The organism is Spiroplasma sp. NBRC 100390, assembly GCF_001886495.1.
Taxonomy (GTDB): Bacteria; Bacillota_I; Bacilli_A; order Mycoplasmatales; family Mycoplasmataceae; genus Spiroplasma.
Window position 1 is genome coordinate 823,467 of the sequence record NZ_CP018022.1, and the last position, 23,718, is coordinate 847,184.

The 23,718-nt window shown below is 28.8% G+C and carries 22 protein-coding genes; 2 read left to right on the plus strand and 20 right to left on the minus strand.

Annotated features, from left to right (window positions below):
* Nucleotides 1-39 precede the first annotated feature (39 nt).
* From S100390_RS03650 to lepA, 12 genes are all read right to left on the minus strand, one after another.
* On the minus strand, nt 40-1,404 hold the full coding sequence (locus tag S100390_RS03650; RefSeq protein ID WP_070406935.1) for an MFS transporter: 1,365 nt from the start codon (nt 1,402-1,404) through the stop codon (nt 40-42).
* Nucleotides 1,405-1,696: 292 nt separating this feature from the next.
* The gene (locus S100390_RS03655; RefSeq protein ID WP_070406936.1) at nt 1,697-3,304 is read right to left on the minus strand and encodes a hypothetical protein; all 1,608 of its coding nucleotides are present in this window, start codon (nt 3,302-3,304) and stop codon (nt 1,697-1,699) included.
* Nucleotides 3,305-3,470: 166 nt separating this feature from the next.
* A complete protein-coding gene (locus tag S100390_RS03660; RefSeq protein ID WP_070406937.1) occupies nt 3,471-4,292 on the minus strand; it encodes a hypothetical protein in 822 nt (273 codons plus the stop codon).
* 22 nt (nt 4,293-4,314) lie between these two features.
* On the minus strand, nt 4,315-5,988 hold the full coding sequence (locus S100390_RS03665) for a hypothetical protein (protein WP_070406938.1): 1,674 nt from the start codon (nt 5,986-5,988) through the stop codon (nt 4,315-4,317).
* Nucleotides 5,989-6,263: 275 nt separating this feature from the next.
* Entirely contained in the window at nt 6,264-6,878 is a 615-nt protein-coding gene (locus S100390_RS03670; RefSeq protein ID WP_156768781.1) for a hypothetical protein, read from the minus strand.
* Between the two features lie 299 nt (nt 6,879-7,177).
* Nucleotides 7,178-7,822, minus strand: coding sequence for a hypothetical protein (locus S100390_RS03680; protein ID WP_070406941.1), 645 nt, complete (start codon nt 7,820-7,822; stop codon nt 7,178-7,180).
* Nucleotides 7,809-7,958: a hypothetical protein gene (locus S100390_RS05430; protein ID WP_156768782.1), complete on the minus strand. Its 150-nt coding sequence runs from the start codon at nt 7,956-7,958 to the stop codon at nt 7,809-7,811. The genes S100390_RS03680 and S100390_RS05430 overlap by 14 nt, the downstream gene beginning before the upstream one ends.
* A gap of 782 nt (nt 7,959-8,740) precedes the next feature.
* The gene (locus S100390_RS03685) at nt 8,741-9,253 is read right to left on the minus strand and encodes a lipoprotein (RefSeq protein WP_070406942.1); all 513 of its coding nucleotides are present in this window, start codon (nt 9,251-9,253) and stop codon (nt 8,741-8,743) included.
* 234 nt (nt 9,254-9,487) lie between these two features.
* Complete coding sequence (locus S100390_RS03690; protein ID WP_070406943.1) at nt 9,488-11,029, minus strand: hypothetical protein; 1,542 nt, start codon at nt 11,027-11,029, stop codon at nt 9,488-9,490.
* A 437-nt stretch (nt 11,030-11,466) separates the two neighbouring features.
* Entirely contained in the window at nt 11,467-12,606 is a 1,140-nt protein-coding gene (locus tag S100390_RS03695; protein WP_070406944.1) for a hypothetical protein, read from the minus strand.
* A gap of 67 nt (nt 12,607-12,673) precedes the next feature.
* On the minus strand, nt 12,674-13,387 hold the full coding sequence (locus S100390_RS03700; protein ID WP_070406945.1) for a hypothetical protein: 714 nt from the start codon (nt 13,385-13,387) through the stop codon (nt 12,674-12,676).
* 118 nt (nt 13,388-13,505) lie between these two features.
* On the minus strand, nt 13,506-15,308 hold the full coding sequence (lepA, locus tag S100390_RS03705; RefSeq protein WP_070406946.1) for a translation elongation factor 4: 1,803 nt from the start codon (nt 15,306-15,308) through the stop codon (nt 13,506-13,508).
* A 251-nt stretch (nt 15,309-15,559) separates the two neighbouring features.
* Between lepA and S100390_RS03710 the strand changes: the two genes are divergently transcribed.
* Nucleotides 15,560-16,021: a hypothetical protein gene (locus S100390_RS03710; protein WP_070406947.1), complete on the plus strand. Its 462-nt coding sequence runs from the start codon at nt 15,560-15,562 to the stop codon at nt 16,019-16,021.
* 16 nt (nt 16,022-16,037) lie between these two features.
* Here S100390_RS03710 and S100390_RS03715 read toward each other — a convergent pair whose 3' ends face one another.
* From S100390_RS03715 to tsaE, 8 genes are all read right to left on the minus strand, one after another.
* Entirely contained in the window at nt 16,038-16,583 is a 546-nt protein-coding gene (locus S100390_RS03715; RefSeq protein ID WP_070406948.1) for a hypothetical protein, read from the minus strand.
* 2 nt (nt 16,584-16,585) lie between these two features.
* Complete coding sequence (fmt, locus tag S100390_RS03720; RefSeq protein ID WP_070406949.1) at nt 16,586-17,545, minus strand: methionyl-tRNA formyltransferase; 960 nt, start codon at nt 17,543-17,545, stop codon at nt 16,586-16,588.
* A complete protein-coding gene (locus S100390_RS03725; RefSeq protein WP_070406950.1) occupies nt 17,532-19,565 on the minus strand; it encodes a DUF2779 domain-containing protein in 2,034 nt (677 codons plus the stop codon). Before S100390_RS03725 ends, fmt begins: the two co-directional genes overlap by 14 nt.
* Before the next feature lie 65 nt (nt 19,566-19,630).
* A complete protein-coding gene (locus S100390_RS03730; protein ID WP_070406951.1) occupies nt 19,631-20,245 on the minus strand; it encodes a hypothetical protein in 615 nt (204 codons plus the stop codon).
* 106 nt (nt 20,246-20,351) lie between these two features.
* Nucleotides 20,352-21,068, minus strand: a complete 717-nt coding sequence (locus S100390_RS03735) for a YebC/PmpR family DNA-binding transcriptional regulator (protein ID WP_070406952.1) — start codon at nt 21,066-21,068, stop codon at nt 20,352-20,354.
* 60 nt (nt 21,069-21,128) lie between these two features.
* Complete coding sequence (locus S100390_RS03740; protein WP_070406953.1) at nt 21,129-21,554, minus strand: GNAT family N-acetyltransferase; 426 nt, start codon at nt 21,552-21,554, stop codon at nt 21,129-21,131.
* The gene (gene tsaB, locus S100390_RS03745) at nt 21,554-22,126 is read right to left on the minus strand and encodes a tRNA (adenosine(37)-N6)-threonylcarbamoyltransferase complex dimerization subunit type 1 TsaB (protein ID WP_070406954.1); all 573 of its coding nucleotides are present in this window, start codon (nt 22,124-22,126) and stop codon (nt 21,554-21,556) included. The genes S100390_RS03740 and tsaB overlap by 1 nt, the downstream gene beginning before the upstream one ends.
* A gap of 1 nt (nt 22,127) precedes the next feature.
* On the minus strand, nt 22,128-22,589 hold the full coding sequence (gene tsaE, locus S100390_RS03750; RefSeq protein WP_070406955.1) for a tRNA (adenosine(37)-N6)-threonylcarbamoyltransferase complex ATPase subunit type 1 TsaE: 462 nt from the start codon (nt 22,587-22,589) through the stop codon (nt 22,128-22,130).
* Between the two features lie 113 nt (nt 22,590-22,702).
* Between tsaE and S100390_RS03755 the strand changes: the two genes are divergently transcribed.
* Nucleotides 22,703-23,689, plus strand: a complete 987-nt coding sequence (locus S100390_RS03755) for an NAD(P)/FAD-dependent oxidoreductase (protein WP_070406956.1) — start codon at nt 22,703-22,705, stop codon at nt 23,687-23,689.
* Nucleotides 23,690-23,718: the final 29 nt, after the last annotated feature.

The window sequence follows — 23,718 nt, forward strand, 5'->3', positions numbered from 1 at the left end:
GTTCCTCCCCTTAATAAAATAATAAAACTAGTTCTTTAATTAATGATGATTTTCATGTTCGTCAGAATTATCATTATTATCAATATAATCATCAAAGTTATTAGTTGGATTGGTATCGGATTTTGGCTTTGCTTTTTCTGTTTGTTTTGTAATATCTTCGCGATATTTTTTTCCAGCATTTCAAATTTTATCAATATCACCAAGGAAAACTTTGCCATCATATGAGTTATCAACACGTGCATTAGGATTAACTCGTTGTTTACCACTAATTTTTGGTACTGAACCAATTCGTTCTTCTAACTCTCGTGTATCCAACGGCATATGTTGTTTTGATTTTGGAATAATTATTGAACCTGGTCCAGTTCCCTTTTGTTGTGATGGTGATGAAGTTGTTTCACTGAAAATAGGAGCCGAATAATCGTGGTGTTTAATAATGTCCCCCTTTTTAACAAAATTGCCTTCTTGTTCAATCATAACACCTGTTGGTGATTCATCAACAATCCCAGCCCCTTCTTTGATTGTACGTAAATATTGGCCTTCTTTTCCAACGCGAATTGTTGGGGTTGAATCAGAGGTTTTACTTTCATCTTTTCAACGACTATTATCATATTCTGCTGTTGGTTCTGCTAAATGAGCTTCTCCTTGTTCATTTAACATTGCATTACGGGCCATTTTCGCTTTTAATAATGCCATCTTTGATTTTAAATCAGTAGCAGCGGGATTCTTGTTAGATAAACTAGACAATGTATCCTCGCGCGGATTAAGTTCGGCTTGACTAACCATTTCTTTTTGTGGAGTTAATCCTTTTGCCCCAATTTTACCTGTTGTTAAATTAATTGCTGATAAACGATTTTCTTGATCTGTTGTTAATGGTTTTGCTTTGCGTGCTTTTGAATAATAAACTGCTGTTAAAATACCACCAATAAAAGTAAATACTGGACCAATAAACAATAATGCAAAACCAGGATTAATTTTAAGTCCTAATTTAAAAATATTTAACCCTGTTTTTCCATCAGGTGTCTGAACACCAAATACAACAGCAAGAATCAAAAAGAAAGATGTTACAAAACCAAGAATTAACGCAAGAATAACACCAAACCCTTTATAACGACCATTTTTTGTTAAATAATTTGGGATTAAATACATTAATACTAAAAAACTAGAAATTCCTATTAAAATTCCACCAACCATTTCAGACTTCGCAAGGACATTATTATACACTGTTTGATTTGAAAATTGTAATACAACTCGTGCAATATCTTCTAGCAACATTCGTGCTGGTTCATAAAGAAAATGATTAGGACTAATTTTAATTTTAAAAATAAGTAATAACCCAAAAAATAGCGCACTAAAAAGTCCTCCAACTGTTAGAAAAATTAATGACGCTCCACGTAATTTCTTCATTCTTTTCACCTATCTTTTAAGCTTAACACAACCATACATATATTATTTATCTTCTAAATATACACAGTAATTATACCTTATTTATTTTAAAACTAATAATATTAATTATAATATTTTAAATTATGTCAACGATATTATATAGATATTGTAATCTAATAATAAAAAAACTTAAATATAAAAATTAGAATATAAGATAAAAATAAAAAAGTATGTCCAATTTTAATTAAATTAAACATACTTTTTATTTATTTTTAAATAATAAATTGATCGTTACTAAATCACCATTTTATTTTTACATTGGTGAACCATATGGTTTGAACGCAATATGTCATTTATCAACTGGTCATGGGGTGTAATAAATGTTATTGGTTGTTGAATTAACCCCAAATTGAAATCCTAAATTATAATGATCTCAATAAAATAAATAAATTCCGCGTTCTGGTAACTGTGGTGCATCACGCCGCATTACAAGATCTGTATTACTAAAAGTTGAGACTCAAAACTTATCAAGATCTGGTAAATTTTGATTGTTAGGATCTTCTTTAAATTTTTTTAATAAAGTACTTCATATTTTTTTATAAGTATATGTTTGTGAATCATTAAACAGCATTTCATGTAATTTTGGCTCTAACTGAATCCGTCCTTCACTATAACGCTTAATATCTCATGTAATTTGATAATATTTATAAAAAGCAGCAATAATACGACCAAAGTTTTTAATTTTATTAATCATCCCATCACGAGTGATACCAATATTAATATAAAAAGGTTTACCATTATTTAGGACAATCCCCGCTAAAGGAACTCCGGCAACTAAAACTTTTGATAAATTAACCTTAAATTGTCCTAACTGTAATTTTGTTCCTGATGTACTTGTTAAAATATTTAATTTTTCCCCATAATATTCTAAAAAATTTTCGGGGGTTAATTTATCCGGAGCATAGCCAGTATTAACCCAAGTGTATTTTTCATCGTCTGGTAATTTTGGTGTCACCCCATTTGTATCTGGATTAATAATTGAATTTAATAACGTTAAAATTTCTTCATCCGGAGCATAAGTAATACTGTTTCGAATCTCCCCAAGTTCATCATCTGCTTGTAAAGCAGTACTTAATTCGTTTTGTACAATCGTATCTAACATACTGTGATCAGAAGCATAATTTAAATCAAAATTATCATAAATTCTTTGATAGGCTGAATTTTGATCAACAATAATATCATTATCATTAGCATTAAAAAACTTAACAATTGCTTTTGAAACCGCCCCAGTTACAGCTGTTAAAATTTTTTGCATCCTAACAACATCATTAGTAATTGTATATTGCAATGTAAAAGGCATTCGCGATTCTAATGTTTTAAATTTAATTTTAAGTTCTAATTTAAAATCTAACCGAACACCTTTTAAACCATTCGAATCAACATTGGCTAAAGTTCCTAATTTATTAATATCAATATAGTTTAAATTAAACTTCATCGCATTCTGATCAGTTGTCATTGGAACACTATCTATATAATAATTTGAATATTCATCAGCAATTTGGCGATTAATATTATCAAAAACCGCTAAAAAACCATTGACTAATGCTAATAAAGCAGGCCCTACTTTTTGATCATTACGATCTAATTCTTGCAACGGTTTAGCAGCATTGACAATGGTAAATAAGTTTTCAAATTCGGGGATTGAATAATCCTTAATATCAATTAGTGTTTTTTCAGTTGCATATTGTTGAAAAGTATCAGTAATTTGTCTTGTAATTGCATTTAAAATTTTTAAATCACCTTGATATTCAAGTCCCCCATTGTCTATTTCGGGATCACTTTTTGTTGTACAGCTAATTACAGTATTAACTGCTGTTGTTGTTAAAGATAAACCCATTAATAAAGTTAGTAATTTTTTCATGTTTTAAACCCCCACTAGTTTTTTCATCAGTTATGAAGTAATTATAAAAAAAAAAAAAAAAAGGCAAGTTAAAACTAAATAAAAAATGTGGAAACCCCACACATTTAAGAATTTAGCTCATACCGTTAAAAAAATTATAACATAAAAAATAATTTAATAAGTAAAATTAATAACTCATCATAAGATCTAATAGATTTCTAGCAATTATTTCATCTTTTGAATGTATAAAATATCTATTAATTATTACACAAATTCTTAACAAAAAAGAAAATGAAATCTTAATCATTATACCTATATTATTTGGTAAATTTGGTGCTGAATGATTATGTGCCCAAGTATTCCGCATTTTTTTTAACAACTTCCATCCTGGTGATTCGTTAATAAAGTTAATTAATTCAATATATTCAGTTACTAATTCTTTCTTTACGAATGGCAAAGAAAAATCAAAAAAATGAGGATCAAAATACAATTTATTTAAATCAAATCTTTTGCCTTTATATTTTTCTGTAATATTTTTTAATAACTCTTCATAATTATCTTTTTTCGATAAACCATAATGCAATAACGTAGTTATTTTATCTAATGATGACATTATATAAAGAAAAGTTGACATCTGCCTATGATAATATATATTATCCATAAATTCACGAAAATAAGGATTCATAATGCCTCTATCATGTTCTTTTATGTCAAAAAGATAACTAATTACTTCCTCAATTTCATAAAACAAATCTCCCCAAATTATAGGTCTTTGAAATTCATTATTACTTAAAATAATAAAATAATTAGCCTGCATTTCTTCATTTTTCTCATAAATTTCATCAATTTTTTCTTCAAATGAAGAAATCCGTAACGTTGGTCCATCAGTTTTTTCTATATCAGCAGTAAAAATTTTTTCTATATCCTCAGGAATTAATTTAAATAAATATTGATCAAATTCTTTAATTTTTAATTCTAAATTATCAGGTTCTTTAACTATCTTTTTCATAAAATCATTATATCAAAAAAAATTATTTAAATAATTTAAATCTAAAATAACTTAAGCAACATTCAGCTGCATTAATCATATCTAGTTTATTTACACCAGGTTTTTCATCACGAATATTGGTTTTTTCATTATTAATGCAATTAAATAATTCTTGATATAAAAAACCATTCTTTTTCACCAAAATTTCTTTGTCATTAAAAGTTTTATAAACATCTAAATTCTTACTAAAATAAATTTTCCCTTCCGATAACAAACGTTTTCATTTGTAATGACGATCTTGAACACTTCAACCTTTTGAGCCCGTTACAAGAATAGTAGAGAATCTGCTAATATCCAAATTTGTGTTTTTTCAATCATCATGTTCAAGTAATGTTTTTCGAACAAAATGACCAACGGTGCGAGCATCATGTCCAATCCGATAATTAAAATCTTCTTTTAAATTATGATAAATTTGTGATCAGTTATTAATTTTACTGGCCATTGAATTAACTTTTTCGGTCATATCTTTAAATTCAGTTGAAGAAATTGATTGCTCTTCAAGAATGTAAATTGCTTCAACATATTCTTCTTGATCAAATTCAAAACCAATTAGAATTTGAGTAGCATCATCTTGTCCTTTAATACTATCAGCATAATCAGCTCCAACCTTAATTTTGGTAAATCAATATTTATTCATATCATTTCAGTAAAACTCTTTGGGGTCAAAAAATTTAGCACCAGTTATTAAGTCTTTTCGATAACTATATCGTTCAGCATTAAATTGCCGCTCGCCTCCTCGAAATAACGAATCATATACTTCTGGTTTATTTTCATTTAATCAATTTCCTAAATCAAATACTCTTTGACTAAGATTTTTATTATTTACTTTAGTAGTGCCTCTGACAACTGTTACACCAATATTGTTCATAAAAGTTGGATCATTAAAATATGATATATCATTGTTGTCTAATTCTTTTTGGACTTCTTCTGTTAATGGAAAAATCGATTGAACAAATGTTTCATAAATAATATGATCAGCATTATGATTATTAAATCCAAAAATAATAACCTGTTCTTTTCGCAATTCCATTGTTACATCATCATCTGAATAACATAACTGTGGAACTACTTCTCTTGTAGTTGTAATATTTTTTCCACGTGAGATTTGAATTATCATATTGAATAATCGATACATATATTCGTTTTCGTCTAAAATTGTTGCATCTAATGGAATCACTTCGTCTAAACCAAAAAAGGCATATTCCCCTACTGATGCATCTTGGCCTTCTCAAGTACTTCCATTGTCAAAACCAACTACTTTAATTATTCTGCCATTTGGCCATTTGTATTCGAATAAATTATCACTAGCTCTTTTTTTTATTATTTTTTCATCAATAGCTTCTTTAAGCGTAACACCATATTCAACTAAGTCATTAATCACTCTTGTCATTTTTTTATCGTAGTTATCTTTGGCTGATATATAAGTATACCTTGCCAGTAGACAATTTCAATCTAAAAAATTGCATGTATAAAATAAAGCTAATAAACAAATAAGATAAGATTTCCCAAACCCTTTTGCCCCAGTTAAAATTTTAAATATTGCTGGTTTTGATATTGGCTCACAAAATTTAGCAATAAAAATCTTAGCTAATACATCAATGTTAAAATTACAATTTTGTTCATCTCAATTTAAGTTAATTATTTCTTTTGTTTCCATGCCAATATAGATGCACTATTTTTCTTGATTTGTCAATAAATTTTACGCGCGAGCGCACTATGTTTTCAAAAAAAATTTTTCTTGCGGCGAATTCTAAAAGTATGGAGACCTCTACAATTATTCTTATTTGCAAATCTTCATTCCATTCATATTTACAAATATACATAATTCTCCACTATTTTTAAATTGGAGTCAAGGAAAATCTTTTTTTAGAAAACATTTGCGCGAGCGCTCGTGGATTTTGGCAAATAAAAACCCTTATAATATAAGGGATATTAATGATCTAGATTGATCAGTGCTATCAAATAAACCAATTGCAAATTTAACTGTCTCATTATATTCAATTGTAACTTGAATTCGCCTTTGTTAGTAAGACTATCATTGTAAGAATCAAATTCAATTTTGCCACTACCATAGCTAGAGTATAATTGTTTGACTTCTTCATCTAAATTAGTAATTCGATGAGCTAAGTATTTTGAATAGCTACCATTAGCTAACTGTTGATCTAAAGGCATTGTGGAAGGAATCGAACTAGTTTCTAACGAATTATTAATTTCCGGAAATGAAAAGTTATTATAGTCTAATTGATAAATATAGTTTTTTGAAATTATATCTTGGTTAAATTCAAAGCTATTTTCAGTAAAAATACCATAATTTGATTTTAATTTAACAACTATATCTTTATATTCATAATAGTCAGTTGCATCTGGACTTTCTAATGGATTAGTAACCTCAAAATAATATGGTAATAAAATTTTGTAATCGTCATTATCTCCTTTATTAATACAATAATTTGATTTTAAATTACTTGATAACATAGCTAATGCATTTTCAATTCGATTAACCATACTTTTATTTTCTAAAACTACTGTAGGATTTCTTTTTTTCATGCTATTCATAAATTTGTTACTACTGCATATCTATCTTGACCTTCAAATAAAGTTCTAATTTTATAAATTTTTTCATTATCTATTACTTCTACTCATTGATTATCATTTTTTATAAGTTTAACTGCATGTTCAAATTCCATTGCGATGATTGCAATTAGCACATCGAGATAAAATGTGTTCCTTTTGATAGTCCTTTGTGATTATTCGTGTAAGATGTTTACACTTTGGATTAATTTCAATTTCTTTTACATTCCCACCTGGTGTCATGCATTTTTCAATATCATTTATTTTATCCATGTCTAATCCTCTAAACTTTCGTATTGTTTATTTGAAATTTCATATTGTCAAAGTCACTCTTTATTACGTGGACAATCATTTTCTGCATTAATATCTTCTTCATAAATACAATCATAATCACTGTCTTCGCCAAAATTACAAGTACATTGACAATAACAGTCTTGAATATCATCTGTAACTCATCGTTCACAATGAGAACATCATACTTTAACTTCAACATCACTTTTCTTTAATCGATTATGCCGATACATTTCTAATTTATCTCTGTCTGCTAATAAGATTCCATATTGTTTATCTTTTTCATCAAGTTCATCTAATGCTTTTTGATAAATAACTTTTAAATTATCATAAATTTGCTGATGACTTTTTTCTAAATTTGTCATATTTATTTTAGATAATTCATTAACACTTACACATTCTTCTTTTAACTTTAAAATGATAGTATCTTTTTCATCAAGTTCTTCGTTTTTTTTATATATAATATTTCTTAATTCATTGATGTACTGATTTTTTAAAGTAATACCTTGCTCGTGTGCTTGAAAAAATTCATCTAAAATGTTTTTAAACTCATCTATAAGTTCTTTTTCACTTTCAGTTGGATTTTCATAAGTATCAATTCAATCTTTGTAATCTTTAACTTTTTTCATTTTGCACCTCTTTTAATTGTTCATATACTACTTTTAAAATATCAGGTGCCATATTGTTAGGCCACTTTGTAAAATCTTCTCCACATATTTGTTTTACCTGTTCTATTTGTTTAACAATATTGTTAATTTTTTCCATACCGCATTTCTCCTTTAAACGTAAAAAACCGCTTTTACGCGGTATTTTACTAAATTCTTAAATGTGTGTGGTACCTTACAAAACTAAATAAAAAAAGATATTAGTTTTAATCCAATAAAACTAATATCTGTGTCTTTAAAAGACTTAAGACAATTTTATTTTAAGATAATAAGAATAATTTTAATACAGGGTCTGTGTATTATATTTGAAAAAATTATTATTAGTAAAAAGAAATATTTTCAGAAATTATTAACTAATCTTAATTAAAGATATGGCACCTATTTTAATGGTTAATTTGCTGCTTAGTTAAGGATATCTAAAGGAACAAACTTATTTTACATAAATTGGTTCGGAAATGTAATTTTATTTTTTAAAAAGTCAAAAGGGATTTTTAAAATAATGATTCTGAAAATATTATTCTTCAACAAATGATCTTTTACTTAATATTTTTTCAAAGTCATATATATCCTCTCTATCTTAACAACCCAACCACCCTACCAAAATTAATAATTTTTGATAAATTTGATTATTTTTAAAACAGAATGTTAAAACAATTAATATTATTGTAATATATTTTTATCATTTTTTGAAAAAAATAACAAGTAGTTGTAATTTATGACTGAAATAAAGTTTTGGATATCAACTATCATTTATGCAGACAAAACAATATTTTCTTTTTTGGTTGTTAATAAAAAAATGGTAAAGCTATTCTTTATACTCGTAAATAAAAAAATGTTTTTAATACTAAATTATATTAAAAACAAGTGTTTCTAAAAAGTTATTTAATGATTGCTTGCGACTGGTAAAAGAACATCAAATTCTTTGTCATCAATTGTTTTGTTTCGTGCTCCAATGATTACTCTAATTTTTTTAGGTGTCGTTAAATCAATAACATGTGGCTGTCTATGATTAAAATAATCTTTAAAACCAATGACAAAATCATTTTCTGTTAATGAATCATCAATTGTTTTGACTGCTTCTAAAACTTTTGGGGTCAATGCAATAACTAGCTCAGATTCTTTTACCTTATTTGGTTGAACAGCGTTAACCATAATTGGCGGATTAATAGAATCAATAAATAAAATATTTTTATTAATTTTTCATTTTAGTTTTTGATTCTCATCCTTTAATTTTTTGTTCTCTTTGTGTAACTCTTCGTTTTCACCTTGTAACTTTTCATTCTCATCTTGACTATTGAAACTTTTATTTGGTTTTCCTCCTCCGCAAGCCATTAAACTTATTGTACTTGTTGCAGTTAAACTAATTGCACCTAATAAGCTTAGTAATTTTTTCATATATTTGTCCCTTCTTTAAAATATTGTAATATTTGATATAAAAAATTATAGCATACTTCATTATTTAAGAAGGTGAAATGGAAAAAATGAATTAATTTTATTTTGTTATTTGAGAAGAATTAAAAAAGTTTGATGATTTTTGATAATATTAATCCTTATCATGTTGCAAAAATTCAAAAAATGTCCGATAAACATAAAAAAAGTAATAATTACAATAATTATTACTAAACAGATTTATAATTTGAAAAAATAAACATATCCTTTTCCCGTATCACGATGATTAGTAGGATCACCAACTAAATTATAAGTAACTCCCCCAAATTTTAAATTAAGATGAAAACTATTAAAGTGAAATATCTTATGATTCCCCTTAAATGTATATGGAGTAATCTCCCCATTAAAAGTAAATAAGGTAGCATCTGAAATTTGTTGTGATGTTAAACTTGCTCTAAATTCCCGACGCATTAATTTTCATACTTCATTTTTTAAAAAATAAATATTAGTAACTTTATCTCATATGCTTGCTGAAATATGAAATTGTCAATGTCCTTGAATATGAAACATCTTAATTAGAGCAACAACTATTTTCCCAAAATTAACTAATTTTGTTTGGAAATCATTTTTATTAATTATTACAGGAACCGATATTGGCACTCCAGCATCCGTAACTATTCCAAACATTGGACACCCAGCAATTGTGATTCGTGATAAATTAACCTTAAAAGTTGCAATTGGAATGTCCTCTATATTATTATCAATTTTTAACATTTTTGTTTTATAAAAATCAACAAAATTTTCAACAGTTAATTTGTCATCACCATAGCCTTCCCCTGCTCAATGAGAATAATCATTATTAGAATTTCCATATAAACTTTGACCATTCGTATTTTTATCTAAAATACTTGTCTCTAAGTCTAATAACTTTTCATTCACGTTTCAGGTTAATTGTGAATATAACGAACTAATATTTGGGACTGCTTTTAAATCATTATTTAATTGAAACTGCACTAAATTATCTAATCTTGCATGTTCTTGAGCATAATTAATATCAAAATTATTGTATAAAGTTTTATAAGCACTTGTTTCTGATAAAATAATTTTATTATTAGCAAAATAATCTCTAATTACTATTGAAACTGCTTCAATTGTTCCATTTAATAAGGGTGTCATAATATCTAAATTATCTGTAATAATATATTTTAAGGTAAACTGTTGGGCTGAAACTAACTTTTTATAACGAACAGTATAATTCACATTATAGTGCAATGCAACAGCATTCGTATTTTCTACTGTAATTTTGGCAATTTCACCTAATTTTGCAACATCAATATATTGTAAAGTATATGTTATCTTATCACGTTCTAATGTCATTGGTTCCATTGCAAAATAAAAATTTGAATATTTCGCTTGAATTTCGCGATTAAGATCATCAAAGACACTTTCAAAACCATCATTAATAATTGCAATTGCTTCATCAACTCCTTCTGTTGTTGCCATAATATTAACTTTTGATTTGTCTTTTAATGCTAACCCATAAAAAGGAGCAAATTGAGTTTTATGTTGTTCTGAATTAATATATGAATTATTTATTGAATAATTAGTAAAATTATCACTTATTTCATTTATAATTTCGTGTAAAACTTCAACATCTTTTGTTTGATCACTATCTTCATCAGTTTCATGAGTAACAGTTCCTTTTGGTTTACACCCTATAACAACATTTATCATCGTAAAAATTAAAAAAATAGTTCCAAATATATTCAATAGTTTTTTCATAGTTAACATTTTCCTTCCATTTTTTAAACTAAATATGTTGCTAATCTTAAAGTTTTAACAGCAGGATATTCAATATTTTTGTTTCTTCTCAGTTTGTTTCTTAAAAATTTTTACTTTGTTAACTAAAATAAATAGTTTAATTTCACTTTTTATGTCTTTTTTTTACGTTATATTCTTAATTTTATTAATTGTTATTTAATTACTACTTTAATATTTTTTAATTTCAAAACCCAATATTTATATTGCAATTAATAGTTAATTGTCCTGAAAATATTAATACATTATTATTCTTTGTTATACATTATAGCATAAAAAGTAAGGCTTTTAAAGTTAATTTCCAAGAATTACAAAAAAATAATTTCTTTATCACAATAAAAAAACTAGTTTTAAGATAAAACTAGTTTATCGCTAACACTCTTTGGTTATTCCTAACATCATTACTGTAATGTTGCAACAATTTGATAAAATGGTTGTTTTGAAAAAATTGAGGCGGCTTTATCTGATGACGCCAAAATTTTTGACCCCGGTTTTGCTCGAAAAACAATTTGTTTTGTTTGTGTGTCATAAGGGACGTCAACAAAGATTTCATCATATCAAAGGTCTTTATATTTATTTGCAAATTCTGGTCCTAAAATGCTTTTGACAACTTCATAACGGATATCATTTAAATTATCCCCAGTATATTTTAAGTTTAACGTTACTGGGATTTTTGCTAAGTTTTGGGGTTTTTTGTTATCAAAATTTAAATACTTACGGTGATCTAAAATAACATGGAATTTAAAGGTTACTCCTGAATCATTAAAAACATTAGGAACCGTTCCTTTTAGAAAAAAAGTTCCGTTAAAATCATCATCAATTTTAATCTCTAAAGTTCCCCCTGATGACATAAATGCAGCAGCAATTGCCTGGCTATAAAAGGCCGAAAAACGATTACGATCACCAGTAAATTCCATTAACGCTGCTGCCATTGGCAACACATTAGTTGGGGTATTTTTTCAATTATTATACAACTCACTTGCTAAATAAATATTCCCCAAATTAACCGTTGGGAAAACTTGATCAAAAGTAACTGCCTCTGAAACAATTTGTAATTTTCCCGTAAAATTACCGCCCGCTTTAGCAGTTACCGTATATGAAGTATTACCATTAATTGTCACATCAACATCATTACTGGTAAAATTAGTTCCGTTTAAAATATTAATAATTGCTAACACTCGTGCTGGATCAGTTGGATCACCAACCGCTTCTTCCGCATATGGTAAGGAAGTAAAAGTAATAATTTTTGTAAGATCATTTGTTGTCCAATCCAAATTAATTTTTTTTGTTAAGAATGGTTTCTTTGTCACATCAGGCATAAAGCGGATTGTTGCTGTTTTCATTCCCGGATCAATATCAACATCTAAATCATCGGGATTATACCTTAGCTTTTTAATTTCCGCTTTAATACTATGGACATTGGGAACAACATGGTAATTAGTTTTTTCCCCTAAATCCAACCCAGTTGTGCAACTAACAACTGACATTACACCAACCGAAGTAATTGTCAGCGACGCTAAAATCATCATTAATTTTTTCATAATGAAAGCTCCTTTATTGTAAAAATAAAATATTAAATAAAATATATCAATAAATTGGTTTAATAATTTAACCTACTAATAAAGGCGGACAGTTTTCCTTTTTAAACTGAATTAATAATTTTGTTTTTCGTAATTGGTCTTTTAAAATTGTTTTTCGAATTAGTAATTTAACAACAACAAAAATTCGCATTTGGTTTAAAAAACAAATCATTTCTCAGAAGGGATCAGGTTCAGCATTACGATCAAATAATTGCTGATAAATTTCCCCGTTTTTTAAAGCAACAAAAAAGTTAATTTTTTTAAGATAAAATCAATAAATCACAACTAACACAATTGTTAATAGTAATGACATCCCAATAATAATATAAAAAATATAAAATAAATTTAATAAAATTAAATATGGTAATGGCCCAAAATGTTGTTTTTGAATTAAATTAATATACTGTTGAAAATTATTATATAACACTAATGTTAAAATAATTAAATTCAACAACCACGTTAAAAGTACTAATCAATTAGTTTTTAATAGAATTTTACAATGTTCAAACGAATATTGATAATAACGAAAGTTAATTAAAATTTGTGTTAATATTCCCACAACAAAAACAGAAATAAACGAAATTAAAACAATATATCCCAAGTTAAAAATAAAATTATCAAAAAGAAAATGATTAACAGGATAAATAATACCGACTCCTCAGAAGAAGAAAATATAAAAAAGTAACATTAACAAAAATGAACTAAGAAACTTATGATAAAAGTTATTATATTTTTTGGTCATTATCATCACCTGCTACTTTAAGAATTTATCTTATTTTATATCCATTATTATATCACTAATTAGTATAACAGAAAAAATTAAAAGAATAATTTATAACAAAAATTGCTGCTAACAGCAATTAATCATCTAATTTTAAAACAGCCATAAAAGCTTCTTGCGGTACTTCAACCGACCCAATTGCTTTCATTCGTTTTTTTCCTTCTTTTTGTTTTTCTAATAATTTCTTTTTCCGGGTAATATCGCCCCCATAACATTTTGCTAAAACATTTTTGCGCATTGCCTTAATATCTTCACGAGCAATGACCTTATGATTAATGGCCGCTTGAATGGGAACTTCAAAGTTTTGTCGCGGAATAATTTCTTTTAACTTAGCACATAACGCTTTTCCACGACCATAGGCAAAATCACGGTGAACAATAATCGATAAAGCATCAATAATATCACCATTTAATAAAATATCCATTTTTACTAGTTTATTTGGACGATAACCAATAAACTCATAATCTAAGGAAGCATAACCCTTACTAATTGATTTTAAACGATCAAAAAAATCAAAAACAATTTCATTTAATGGCATTTCATATGTGAGAATTCGTCGCGTATCATCAATATATTCTAGATTAACATATGTTCCCCGTTTATGTTGACATAATTCCATTAATGGACCAATATATTGGTCAGGCGTCATTATTGTTGCTTTAACAAAAGGTTCTTCAATACGGTCAATTTTTTGTACTGGTGGTAAATCACTTGGATTATCAATTGTAATCACTTCTTTGTTTGTTAAATAAACATGGTAAATTACTGATGGCGCTGTTGCAATTAATTCTAAGTTATATTCCCGTTCTAGGCGTTCTTGAATTACATCCATATGTAATAATCCTAAAAACCCACACCGAAAACCAAATCCTAATGCCTGCGAAGTTTCTGGTTCATACACTAATGATGCATCGGATAATTGAATCTTTTCTAATGCTTCTTTTAAATCTTTATACTTTGCTGAATCAATTGGATATAACCCACAAAAAACCATTGGATTCATTTTCTTATACCCCGGTAATGGTTCAGTTGCTGGGTTTGCCACGGTTGTAATCGTATCTCCTACCCGGACATCACGGACCATTTTAATACTTGCTGCTAATCAACCAACCTCACCAGCAACTAAGAAATCCTTTTTAACTTCTTTTGGAGTTTTAACCCCTAATTCTGTTACTTCATAAATGGCCTTTGTATTCATTAATTTAATCTTATCACCAACATGGACTGTTCCTTGTTTAATCCGAATCGAAACCATTACCCCACGGTATTTATCATAATGCGAGTCAAAAATTAGCGCTTGTAAAGGTTTATTATCATCCGCATCTAACGGTGCTGGAATATATTGCACAATTGCTTCTAAGACTTGATCGATGTTCAAACCAGTTTTAGCACTAATTAATGGGGCATTAGTGGTTGGAATCCCAATTAACTTTTCAATTTCTTCTTTTACTCGTTCCGGATCAGCTGATGGTAAGTCAATTTTATTAATGACAGGAATAATTTCCAAATTATTATCAATTGCTAAATAAACATTTGCTAGGGTCTGTGCTTCAATCCCTTGAGCAGCATCAACGACTAAAATCGCTCCCTCACATGCAGCTAAACTCCGTGATACCTCGTAGGTAAAATCAACATGCCCCGGGGTATCAATTAAATGAAAAACGTATTCTTGCTTATCTTGAGCATGGTATTTTAATTGCACGGAATTTAATTTAATGGTAATCCCGCGTTCACGTTCTAAATCCATTGAATCTAATAATTGTTCTTGCATTTCTCGTTTATCAACAGTTCCCGTTAGTTCCAAAATTCGATCAGCTAAGGTTGATTTACCATGATCAATATGGGCAATAATTGAAAAATTACGAATTAATTTTTTATCCATTCTAAAGTCGAACCCTTCCTACACCAAGATAAGTTATCTCTCTGATATATATTATACATAATTTTAAAAAAGATAGTTGTTTCACAATTAATTCTCATCATAAATCTGAATTTTCTAATCCCTAAGGAACAAATTGTTTTCTTGAATTTTCTAAGAAAATATTATATAATATAGTATGCAAGTTAGAAATTAAAAGGTAAATAAATCGATTATTATCAATATTTTTTATAACGATGAAAAGAGGAAAACTAATGGATAGTGATTTTACAAAATATTACAATCAATTAATGAATGAAGTAAATTTAGTTAGTAATGTTGAAAAGATTTCTGATACAAAAAAAGACTGACTTTATACCTTACTAAAAAATTTAAAAACATTCAACACTAAACAAGTTAAGTTACAACAACATGAAGGGTTAATTTATCAAATTATGAAAGTAATTGATCAAAGTACTGAATTCATCCATAACCGCATTAGTAATGCTTTAAATGAATATCGCAAGCTATACCGTCAACATTTTAAAGTCAACTTAGATATGCGGAACGAAAATAATCGAATCTTTGCCTACTGTGAAAAACAACTAGAAACAAACTACGGCGACAGCTTGCAAGTGTTACGCGACTCTGTTATTAACTATTATTATTTAAACTATCTAAAAGATAAAATTGAAGAAACCTTAAAAATTATTAGTTTATCAGCACGAACATTGTAACAAGAAAAGAGTAACCCTATTCGTTACTCTTTTTATAATGTCAAAATTGTTCATCATCTCAAATTTTATTAGTACTATGTTGGTTAACACGATCAAAGACAATCGTTAACGTGATTCCCAGGACTGTTGATACCGCAACTTGAATTGTATCATTAATTAATTCACCAATAGCCACGGCAGAATCAAAATTAGATACTAAATAACTGTATAAAACATACCAGAATAACATTAAACTACTAAGAAAAATTGCCCCATAACGACTTAATACTCGTGATAAAAAATAAGTAATTAAAAACATTAGCACCCGAATCACAATTGATGCTGGAATAAAAATCGGAAAACCAGTAATAACATCAATAATTGTTACATATAAAACACCACTAATTAATAACATTGGCCCCTTAATTAAAGTTATTAAAGCTAAAAATAATCCATCCGCTAACTGTAATATTCCCTTGTCATACCCAAGACGAATAAATTGTGAAGCACCAGCAACGGCTACTAACAGTGCTGTAATTAACGCCGTTGTAACCAAATACTTTAGAGATTTTAACCGATACATTATTAAATCAAAATGTTTCCTGGAATTATTTCTGGGGATGGAGTATGATAATAATTTTTCGCTTCGGTTACTTTTTTGCCTTCTCGTTGTAAACGAGTAATTATTAAATACCCATCTTCAACTTTAACTTTAATTCCGGTTTTTAAGACAGCAATAATTGTCCCGTCTACTAAGTCAGCATCCTTTTCTGCTAATGGTTCTGTTGCAATAACAGCTTGATGAATTTTATAAATAACATTCGCAACGGTTGTATAAGCAATTGGTCACGCATATAACCCTCGGATTTGATCATAAATATTTTGTTTTGGTAAATGTCAACTAATTTTTTCTTCATCACGAGTAATGTTATAAGCAAATGTTGCTTGACTATCATCTTGGGGCGTTCCTAACAACTTTCCAGTAATAATATCTAATAAGTGTTTCTCAATCATTGTTCCTGCTAAAATCATTAACCGATCATGTAATGATGAAGCGGTTTCATCAGCGGCAATTGTTAAAGCTTCTTGAACATACATTTCCCCCGCATCCATTTTCTTAATCATCTTCATTAAAGTAATCCCTGTTTCTTGTTCACCATAAATAATTGCTTTATGAATTGGTGCGCCGCCCCGCAATTTTGGTAATAATGAACCATGGGCATTAATACAATTAATTTTTGCCAACTTTAAAATTCGTTCAGGAATAAACTGCCCATAAGCACAAGTAACAATTACATCTGGTTGTAATGCTTCTAATTCCGAATAAAGATCATTAATTTTTTCTGGCTGAAAAATCTGAATTTGATGGGCTAATCCAAATTCTTTCACTGGTGAAAATTGAACCGTTTGATTACGCCCAATTTTCCGATCAGGTTGGGTTACAATCCCAATTAACTCAATTGTTGGTGCTAACTTTGTTAATGCGGTTAAAACTGCTGTTGCAAAAACAGGTGTCCCCATAAAAATTACTTTATACTTTTGCATTTTGTTTGCCTCCCTTTTCTAATGATAAATTTGCCATTAAATGAACAATATGTTGATAAATTACAACCATTGCTAAAGTATCACGATTACAATATTTGAGCATTTCCGCTCGAAAAAAGGTTTTTCAAATTGGCATTGGGATATTATTTTCAACGCGACGGCGAAAAATTTCACTTGCCATATCCCCTTTTTGAACCTTTAACGCTTGATAAGTAAAGTGGTTATCAAATGCTGGTTGGGTTTTTTTAATTGATGCTGATCCATAAAACTCTTTTTTATAAATCATAAAATCTTGAAAAAAGTCCATCAGGTCAATTGTTTTATTACGAATAATGGTCAATTTTTGTTGTCATGTTTGATAAGTTGCAACAATTGTTTTATCGGTTGTTTTACTAATTAAAATTGCTAAATAGTTAATTAATTCTGCTAATACTTTACATTCAAAACTTTTATAATAAGCAACATAAACCCCAACTTCCGCGCGGAATAAATCAGTTACTAAATGTTCAATTAGTTGCAAGCGTGGATCACCTTCACCATCAGCTAAAAAGGCATAATGTTCCATTGTTGTTTCGTCATGGTAGGTAAACTGCTGATCTTTAATTATATGGACCGAATATTGAAATGGAATTTGTTGATAGGAGTAAGAATAATCAAAGCGGGGAACCGCAGCTTTCATTGTTTCAAAATCATACATGTACAACGGATATTGATATTGGGCTAAAACGGTACTAATCCGTTCAATTTTTGTTGGGTCAATAACCGGAGCATTATCCTGTACCGCTAAAATTTGGCGTTGTTGTTTAATAGAAAAACAAATTGGTTTTTTTTGCCGCGATGATTGTTGAAAAGTAAATGGTAAAATAACATCTTTTAAACAGTCAATATGTTCTTGGTATTTTAATAAGGTCTTCTTTTCCATCCCTCGGATTAATTCAAAAACACTATGGTGTTCTGGTAAAAAAGTTGCTGCATGTTGACAATAACCATAGCGGTCCCCTTTGGCATTAAAACATTGTTCTTGGCTAAATAAGGGCAAAACTTCAGCAGCTGGTTTTGCCAAATAACTCTTAATTAATGCTAAATCATCGGTAATTAAACGGTTTTTTGCAACACGTTTAACAAAAACTCCCGTTAACATTTGTTGGCAAAATTCTAACAAGCTAACTGGTTGCAAAGTTTTGGTTGGTAACTTATATCAATCTTGAAACATAAACAATTCATCATCATTAATATCACCAACACGAGAATATTCCGAATTCAATAACATTAATGAAACTTGACTAATTTTTAACCCCACCCCGGTTAATACATAATATTGGTAAGCAACATCATAACCATATTCATCTTTCACTGGTTTATCAACATACATTTGTAAATCTTTGTCATATTTACGACCCGTTGAAGCTTTAACCTCAATTAAGTGATAAGTTCCATCAGGTAGTTTTTTTAAAATATCACACTTTGTAATGCAATTATTATAAATAAAGGAAGGCTCAAAATAAACATCATAGTTTGGATTAGCTAAAACTTCCGTTGTTTTAGCAAAAGCAATTTTCTTACTATAGTGTTCTAAATTAAAATAGTTATGATCACGCATAAAGTATTCGCGTGCTCGTTGCCCAACTTCGTTTCCATCAGCAATTGTCTCACCAGGATAAAAATCAATTGTATCTGGAACGGTTGATTGAACATCATCACTAAAATAACGCACATCATCACTAATACTTTCATTTTTATCAGCTGGTCAATAAGTTTCTAAGGCTAAGTCATATAAGTTTGGGGTAAACAATCCTGAACCAACTGTTGTTTCATCATCATCACTACCAATAAAATCACTATCATTAATTTTGGCACTATTAATATTATCTTGTAAATCAAAAAAGACAGAAATTTTTTGTTCTGTTACTCACTGTTGGACTGTTTTTAAGTTAGTCCGTGATGCTAATGTCCACGCAATTTTTAAACACTTTTTAAAGCGTTTAAAGTCCTCTTTTTTTAATGTTACGACTGAATCCATTTTGTTGCACTTCCCTTTCGTTATTTGTTCATATCCTCTGAAAGATAAAGAAAATAAGACCATGCTTATTTTCTTGGGACAAATTTCTCAGGTTTCGGTTTTGGGCGTTCATCGGCAGGTAGTTGCCCTACTTTTCGTAGTTTACGCTCTTCCTCGCGTTTTTTTACCATTTCCGCACGATGAGCTTCATATTCTTGTTTTGCTGTAATTTTAGCAGCTTTCTTTTCTTCTTTTGTTAACTTAACTTTCTTTTCGCTAATTTCAATGCGATGTTTTGTTTCATCTAAATCAATTTCTTGATTAACCGTTCAAGTTGTTTCATATTGTTTTTTACTAATTTTTTTTGAAATCCCTTCAATTTCAAAAGCCTTTTGTTCTAAAAAAGAATTAGTTTTTGCTTCATAAATATCAACAATAACATCAAAAATATCACGATATTTAAATTCTTTCCCCTTACGAGCAATAACTTTTTCATATTCTAAGCGTAAGTTTTTACGGTTGTCAGTTTCTTTAATATATTGTTTAATTTTATCTTTAACTTGTTTTTTACGTTTTTCACGTTCAAGACGTTGTGCTTTTCGTCCCATAATTGACGAAACAATTGCAAAAATAATAACTGCAACTACAATTACTACTAAAATGACATTCATTGTCATACTGCCACCCAGAAAATTTGACATTATTATCTAAACTCCTTTTTTACTTTATTTATATTATGCACTATTACCACGGATTTTACAAATGTTTTCCCCGGGGCAAATTCTTTTTTCTTCGCAATAATTTAATTTATCCAATCACAACATTATGATAAACTTCTTGAACATCATCAACTTCATCTAACATATTTAACATTTTTTCAAATCGTTCAGCATCTTCGCCTTGTAATGTGATCCGTTCATGGGGTAACATTGTAATCTCTGCCATTTGAAACGTTTCAATGCCACTGTCATCTAAAGTTGTTTTAACACTATTAAATGCTGTTGCTGGCGCATACACAACAATTTGGCCATCTTCAGCGACAACATCATTAATATCACAATTTGCTAACAATAATAATTCAAAAACTTCTTCGACTGTTTTTCCTTCAAAGGCAAAAACTGCTAAATTATCAAATAAATGTGTTACTGCCCCATTAACTCCTAACTTCCCGCCAGTTTTTGTAAAACAATTACGAACTTCCGCAACAGCCCGATTAACATTATTTGTTAAGGTGTCAATAATAATTGCACTACCCCCCGGACCATAACCTTCATACCGAATTGCTTGGTACTTTTCATTATCATTACCACTTGCTTTTTTAATTGCCCGGTCAATAACATCACGCGGAATTTGTTTTGCTTTTGCTTTATCAATCGCATTACGTAATGCTAAATTAGCATTAGAATCAACGCCACCCTCACGCGCTGCTAAATAGATTTCACGGGCCATCCGGTTATATAACACCGCTTTTTTTGCGGCTGTTGCGGCCATTGATTGTTTGCGAACTTCAAATGCTCTTCCCATATTTGCTCTCCTTAAATCCTTATTTTTTCCTTATATATTATACAATAAAATATTTAAAAGTTATTTATCATAACGCATTAAATAACCATTTTCATTACCATAATATTGAGGAATTGTCCGCACAATATGAAATCCATGCTTAAGATATAACTTTTGGGCAACTAAATTATGTTCATTTACCTCCAAAAAAACACTATTAAAAGAAAAATGCTCTAACAAATAAGTTAGCATTTTATCACCTCACCCTTGGTGTTGATATCTTTTTTTAACCGTTAGTTTAATAATTTCTAAATCACCACCACTATGCATTAAAATAAAATACCCAACTAAATTATTATTAAGAACCAACTTATAAACAAGATAATTTACATTATTAAGGATTTGAATTAAATTACGATATTTGTAATAATGTTGCGGATAGTTTTCTTGCTCTAATAAAAATAATAATAACCCGTCAGTATTATTAACTGGTTTAATTGTCATCATTATCCTAATGCTTTCTTAATGTAACGTGGTTCTAGAGCAAAAATATCATCAACCAATTCGAAATGGTTTTTTAACAGTTGATAATTTTGCACCGGATTAATGTCTTGCAAATCACACCGAAATTGATAACCGGGAAATTGTTTAGTAATTTCTAAACAAGTTTCATAATCAATAACTTGACTAGGAATCACTTCTTGACCATTACTAATTATCGCAAAGTAACGTTGCCCACCACGCGCATCTAACATTGAAACAACATTATCGAGTCCGGCTTGATACAATAAAGTATTAATAACAGATACTTTAACAACCGGATTAATTATTTTAATTGTTTTAACAATTGTCATTGGAATTCGAATCCCAGTATAACTCCCTGGTCCAACTGTCAAATAAAAATGATTGACATCTTTTAACTGCAAATTATATGTCGCTAATAACTTGTTAATTGCTGGTAATGTTTCTTCAGTATGACGACGGGCATTATTTTGATGAACTTGACCAAGCACTTGCTCATCTCGTGCTAAAATTAAAGTTAAAAAGTCAGTACTAGTATCAATAAATAAATTTAACATCTTATTCCCCTCTTCCTAAGGCCTCTCGTAATGCCGTATTGTTAGTTTTAATAGTAAAAACTCGTTCTTCGTTATTTTCAATATTAATAGTAATTTTAATTACTTCATAGTGATCAGTTATATCCTTACTAATTAAACTTGGTCATTCAATAATATTAATACTATTCGGAAAATAATCAAAATACATTGCTCATTCTTCAATATGATCTAAACCTAATAACCGATAACAATCCATATGATTAACAAGAATTTTATTTGGGGTTGTATATTGATTCATAATAATAAAAGATGGTGAAGTAACCGGTTCTGTTACCCCTAACGCAGCTAATAAATACTTTGTAAAAGTTGTTTTACCAGCCGCTAATTCCCCTTCTAATAATAAACATAAATTAGGTTGCAAAAATGGCACTATTTTAATAGCTAATTGTTTTGTTGCATCTTCATTTTTTACCATTATTTTCATAATATCCCACTTTCTATAAATAATTATATCTAGGAATTAATTAATGTGCCATACTTTCCCAAAAATATGTAATAATTAAAGGACAGAAAAAAAAGAAAGGTTGTTATAAACTAATGAAAGATATTTTAATTATTGGCGCTGGTCCGGTTGGGTTATATGCTTGAAGTTGTGCCGGAATGTTAGGATTAACTGGTTATATCATTGAAGGAAATGATAATCCTGGGGGACAACCTTGAGAGTTATATCCCGAAAAACTATTATATGATATGCCCGGTTTTTCTGAAATTAAAACAAAAACTTTTATTGAGAACCTAATCAGCCAAACTGAAAAAAGTAGTAAACAAATAACCTATTTTGGTAAAACAAACATTTTAACAGTTAACGAAGCGAATGATGGTTTTGCTGTTACTCTAACAAATAACGAAGTTATTAGTGTTAAAACAATTTTAATCACTAGTGGTAATGGTGTTTTTACCCCAATTCGATTAGAACACCTTGATGCAACACAAAAATATGATAACTTGTGATATGCTGTTAAAAAACTAACGACTTTAACTAATAAAAAAGTTATTGTCTTGGGTGGTGGAGATAGTGCTGTTGACTGAGCAAATCATCTAGTTGAAGATAAGATTACCAACAATGTCACCATCATTCACCGGCGCGAATTATATCGTGCTAAAGAAAGCAACGTCCAAAAACTACAACAAAATAAAATTACAGAACTAAAACCTTACCATGTTAAAAATGTTCAAGTCCAAAATAAGCAAATTAAATCATTAATTCTTGAACATGAGAACAGTAAAGAAACTTTAGAATTAGCAGCTGATTATTTTATTGTTCAATATGGGGCAAAAGTAGCGCCAACAATGTTAAATCAATTTTCTTTAGAAACAACACCAATGCGCAAAATTATTATTCAACCAAGTGGACAAACTAGTCATCCACATATTTTTGCAGCCGGAAATAGTGCCTATTATGAAGGAAAGTACTATAATATGGTAACTGGCTTTGGTGAAGCAATTAATGCTTTGTTTAACATTACCAAGATTATTCATGGGAATAAATATCACCCCGGTTATTTAAGTGATATTAAAAAATAACAATTATTTTTCTTGAAACAAAAAAATGT